The organism is Ectobacillus panaciterrae DSM 19096 (assembly GCF_000430785.1).
In the GTDB taxonomy this organism is placed as follows: Bacteria; Bacillota; Bacilli; order Bacillales; family Bacillaceae_G; genus Ectobacillus; species Ectobacillus panaciterrae.
This window is the reverse complement of record NZ_AUMR01000161.1, coordinates 1-3620: the sequence shown is the minus strand read 5'-3', so window position 1 is coordinate 3620 and position 3620 is coordinate 1. Positions and strand designations below refer to the sequence as shown.

The 3620-nt window shown below is 32.1% G+C and carries 5 protein-coding genes and 1 pseudogene; all 6 read right to left on the bottom strand.

Going from position 1 to position 3620, the window contains the following annotated elements:
* Positions 1-83: 83 nt before the first annotated feature.
* On the bottom strand, positions 84-695 hold the full coding sequence (locus tag H540_RS0121765; protein WP_028402371.1) for a HEAT repeat domain-containing protein: 612 nt from the start codon (positions 693-695) through the stop codon (positions 84-86).
* Positions 696-792: 97 nt separating this feature from the next.
* Positions 793-1092 carry a YjdJ family protein gene (locus tag H540_RS0121760; protein ID WP_028402370.1) on the bottom strand — a complete coding sequence of 100 codons (300 nt, stop codon included), beginning with the start codon at positions 1090-1092 and terminating at the stop codon, positions 793-795.
* 76 nt (positions 1093-1168) lie between these two features.
* Complete coding sequence (locus H540_RS0121755) at positions 1169-1702, bottom strand: hypothetical protein (RefSeq protein ID WP_028402369.1); 534 nt, start codon at positions 1700-1702, stop codon at positions 1169-1171.
* A 712-nt stretch (positions 1703-2414) separates the two neighbouring features.
* Positions 2415-2792, bottom strand: coding sequence for a RidA family protein (locus tag H540_RS0121750; protein WP_028402368.1), 378 nt, complete (start codon positions 2790-2792; stop codon positions 2415-2417).
* A 102-nt stretch (positions 2793-2894) separates the two neighbouring features.
* Entirely contained in the window at positions 2895-3518 is a 624-nt protein-coding gene (locus H540_RS0121745) for an FMN-binding negative transcriptional regulator (protein WP_028402367.1), read from the bottom strand.
* Between the two features lie 21 nt (positions 3519-3539).
* Positions 3540-3620: pseudogene (locus H540_RS33530) on the bottom strand (GNAT family N-acetyltransferase); the annotation flags it as partial.

Genomic DNA, 3620 nt, shown 5'->3' with positions numbered 1-3620 from the left:
TCGGCAGTCAATGAACCTCAGACGCTATAAAAATCCCTTCAGACCTTGTATTCTGAAGGGATTTCTTGTTCACATAATCAGTGTTATCGGTAGTTAAATTCTTTTTGTATACAATTTTGAATCCAATGTTTTTCATTTCTAAATATGTTATTTTCTTTTTTTATTACATAGGCAAATGTCTTTTTTACTTCTTCGTTGTCGTTTATAAACTTGAGTAAGAATTTTAATGCTTCTATTAAGGGTGAAGGTTCTCCTTGTATTTTCCGTTTTCTGGATACGTATTTTTTAGTGTAATCACATATAGGTGAGATAGCCCTTTCATCTCCGTGTTTTTTAATCGCACTCACAGCATATGCCTTCGTAATTGGACAACGATGATTTAATGAATTTATAAAGATAGGGGTAAGAGTTAAATTTCCAAGAATACTGAGTGAGTAGATAGCAGAACATCTCACATCTTGATCAGGGTACTGTAAGAGTTTTATTAGATAAGGAATACATCTTTGGGTTCCGCATTTTCTCAATGATACATTTGCGGTTACTATGTCAAACGGGTCTTTTGAAGTTGTAATGAATTGAATCAATGCATTTTCAGCTTTTTCAGTTTTATATTCGCCTAAAGCCTCAATGGCATCATTTCTTACTTCATAATCTCTACTTTTTAGGTTTGAAATAAGTTCGGTTTCTTTGTTCAATTACATCCACCATCTTTTATAAATTTAGTTAACATAATTTATCGGAAGTTATATCCAATTTAAAACCAGTATTACTTACTACAAGAAATATGTATAACTAATAAACCCTTTTATATTTACGGATGAGATACCAAACTAAGCTGATTATGTATAAAAAACTTATTATCATAATGATAACTGATGTAGGCTTAAATCTAGCAGCATACAAGAAATAATCTAATTGCATGATATCACTTTCTTCTGTTATTGGCCCTTTAAACCAGTTTGTAAATTTTGTAGTATGCCCCCATTGAAGTAGATTATTTGTTACTTGGCTTCCTTGATACCAACTAATAAACGTTGAAGCTATAAAAAATATCGTAGCACAACCAAGTTGAACAATATGATGTACTTTCATTATGCTTCCTCCTAAATACAAACATAAAAAGGGCCTCTCTAATATTTAACAACAGAGAGGCTCCATCTATACAATATCAATATTCATATCCTAAATATTCTTTTGTTTCGTAACGTATTACATTTCCATTTTTATCTTTAAAACCTAATTGATTTAGGTTTTTTATGTTAAATTTTTCACCTACTGGTATTGATATGTACCATAACCTAAGATTTTCATGATTTATATTCGTTTCTTTTAAATAACCATCTAAGTTTATAAAGTGTCCTTCTATTGAATTATAAGATACGCTTTCAATGTCTGAGTTCTTTAGGTAGCCATAGATAATTTTATTATCTAATGATCCAAGTGAAGAAGCTATTCCAGATGGTTGAAAATTAAGATTATATAGACTTGCGCCCCCTGATCCTGATCCTCCTACTTCCCATTTACCAAGATTACCTCTCTTTAAATTAGCTATTGCAATTCGATTTTCATTCGTGATATAAAAGGCAAAATTTTCACCTGTTGTAATAATTTCTTTTAAAGTTTTACTATTATCTCCAATATTCACCGCTAATTCATGTTGTAAAGCCTCTTCTTTTGTATCATATGAATGTGGTTGGTACATTCCACAACCACTCAAAGAGAATACAATACAACTTAATAATATAGACTTACGCAATATCATCACTACTTTCTTTCTATGTTATAAATTCCTCATATAGAAAATATTACCATAAAATTTGAAGTTTGATATCATTTTTAACTTTATCAATAATGAATACTCTATACATGTGAAGTTGACATAACATATCATTATCGGCAGTCAATGTATCTCAGACTCTATAAAAATACCCTTCAGACCTTGTGTTCTGAAGGGATTTCTTGTTCACATAATCAGTGTTATCGGAAGTCGGGGTAAGTCTGAGATAAGTCCAAAAACGGTATGATATATGTAAATAAATATAAATCGTTGTTTTCAGAAAGATACAACTTATTGAGCATCCTAAATTGATACGTGAGATTAATGTCACTTTAGATGTTATTTTGCACCTGTTTTAGTCGCTATTTTGCATGATAAATAATAAAAAAACTATCATAAAATGATAGCTGAAAAGTTAAAATAAAGTTCTTCAATTTCAAATAAAGTGGTCTTAATTACGGCCAATGAGAATTTACCACATCTGCCATCTTTTGTACCAGTCTTCGACAAGTGATTCTCCACAATTTTTCAACTTCTAACCAATAAAAAACTCATAAATAAGGATTGGTAATGTTGAGAGAAGGAAAGGTTTTTATGGGGCTCTAGCCATTTTGATCGAGCCCTTTTTACCTGAATTTTATCTTCTAGCTATCATCTCTATTTCAACCTGTGCACCAAGAGGTAGGGATGACACACCTATAGTTGTACGAGCAGGATATGGTACAGAAAATTGTTTAGAATAAACTTCATTCATTGCTGTGAAATTATTCATATCAGTTAAGAATACATTCACTTTTTGAACATTATCAGGAGTTAAACCTGCTGCTTCCAATACATTGAAAAGATTCTTAAAACATTGATTTGTCTGTTCAACAATATCACCTTCTACAAGCTTTCCAGTCTGTGAGTCTACCGGAGTTTGCCCGGATAAAAATATTAAATCTCCTGCTTCAATTGCATGTGAGTAAGGACCAACGGCAACAGCTCCAGATGCACTAAAAGCCTTTCTTGACATATAAAACTCCTCCTTTAGATATAAAGTAAAAAAATAGGGGCTGATTGACATAACATTCGAAAGCGGAAGTACGTACAGACATTTTATAAACAAATATAATGCTTATTTACCGTGTTGTACCCTCTTTTTCATCACTTCTGCCATTTGTTGAGAATTTAGATCCTTTTCTTCATGAAGTTTATTAACAATGTTATGATAGTCCTCTTCACTACGATTTTGACTTAATTTATAGGCAGCTTGAATTTCTTGTACTTTAATCTTAAATCCAACAAGGCCTTTTAGTTGTTCTTCTAATAACTGAGGAGAAAGCTTATCCCATAATACTGGATCCTTACGGTGTTTTTCGTATTTTTGTAGCAACATTGTCAGGTCCTGTTTTAACTCTTCTTCGTCCAAAATGTTGGCTGCACCATATACATGTATAGCTTGATAGTTCCATGTCGGGACATTTTCCTCTTCATACCAGGAAGAAGAGATATAAGCGTGTGGTCCTTGGAACATAACCAATACATCTTCACAGGTTTCGAATGTTCCCCATTGAGGGTTCCCATATGCCATATGCCCCGTTATATAGTAAGTATCTCCTTCTTTAATTAACTGCAATGGTAAATGAGTAGCAATTGGTTTACCTTGTTTTGTTGTTACAATCGTTCCAAATGAGTTCATTTGAACAAATTCTCGAATTTCATCTATATCTGTGACTCTAAAGTATTTAGGAATATACATAATAACCCGCCTTTACTAAAGTTATATCAGTGTTTTGGTCATTATAAAATCAATTTGTTCTTCATCACCCATATAAAAAGAGTGGGCTCCAGTTTGAACAAA

Excerpts from the sequence above, each read along its gene's own strand:
- H540_RS0121760 (WP_028402370.1), bottom strand. The coding sequence starts at position 1,092 with ATGAAAGTACATCATATTGTTCAACTTGGTTGTGCTACGATATTTTTT.
- H540_RS0121755 (WP_028402369.1), bottom strand. The coding sequence starts at position 1,702 with ATGTACCAACCACATTCATATGATACAAAAGAAGAGGCTTTACAACAT.
- H540_RS0121750 (WP_028402368.1), bottom strand. The coding sequence starts at position 2,792 with ATGTCAAGAAAGGCTTTTAGTGCATCTGGAGCTGTTGCCGTTGGTCCT.
- H540_RS0121745 (WP_028402367.1), bottom strand. The coding sequence starts at position 3,518 with ATGTATATTCCTAAATACTTTAGAGTCACAGATATAGATGAAATTCGA.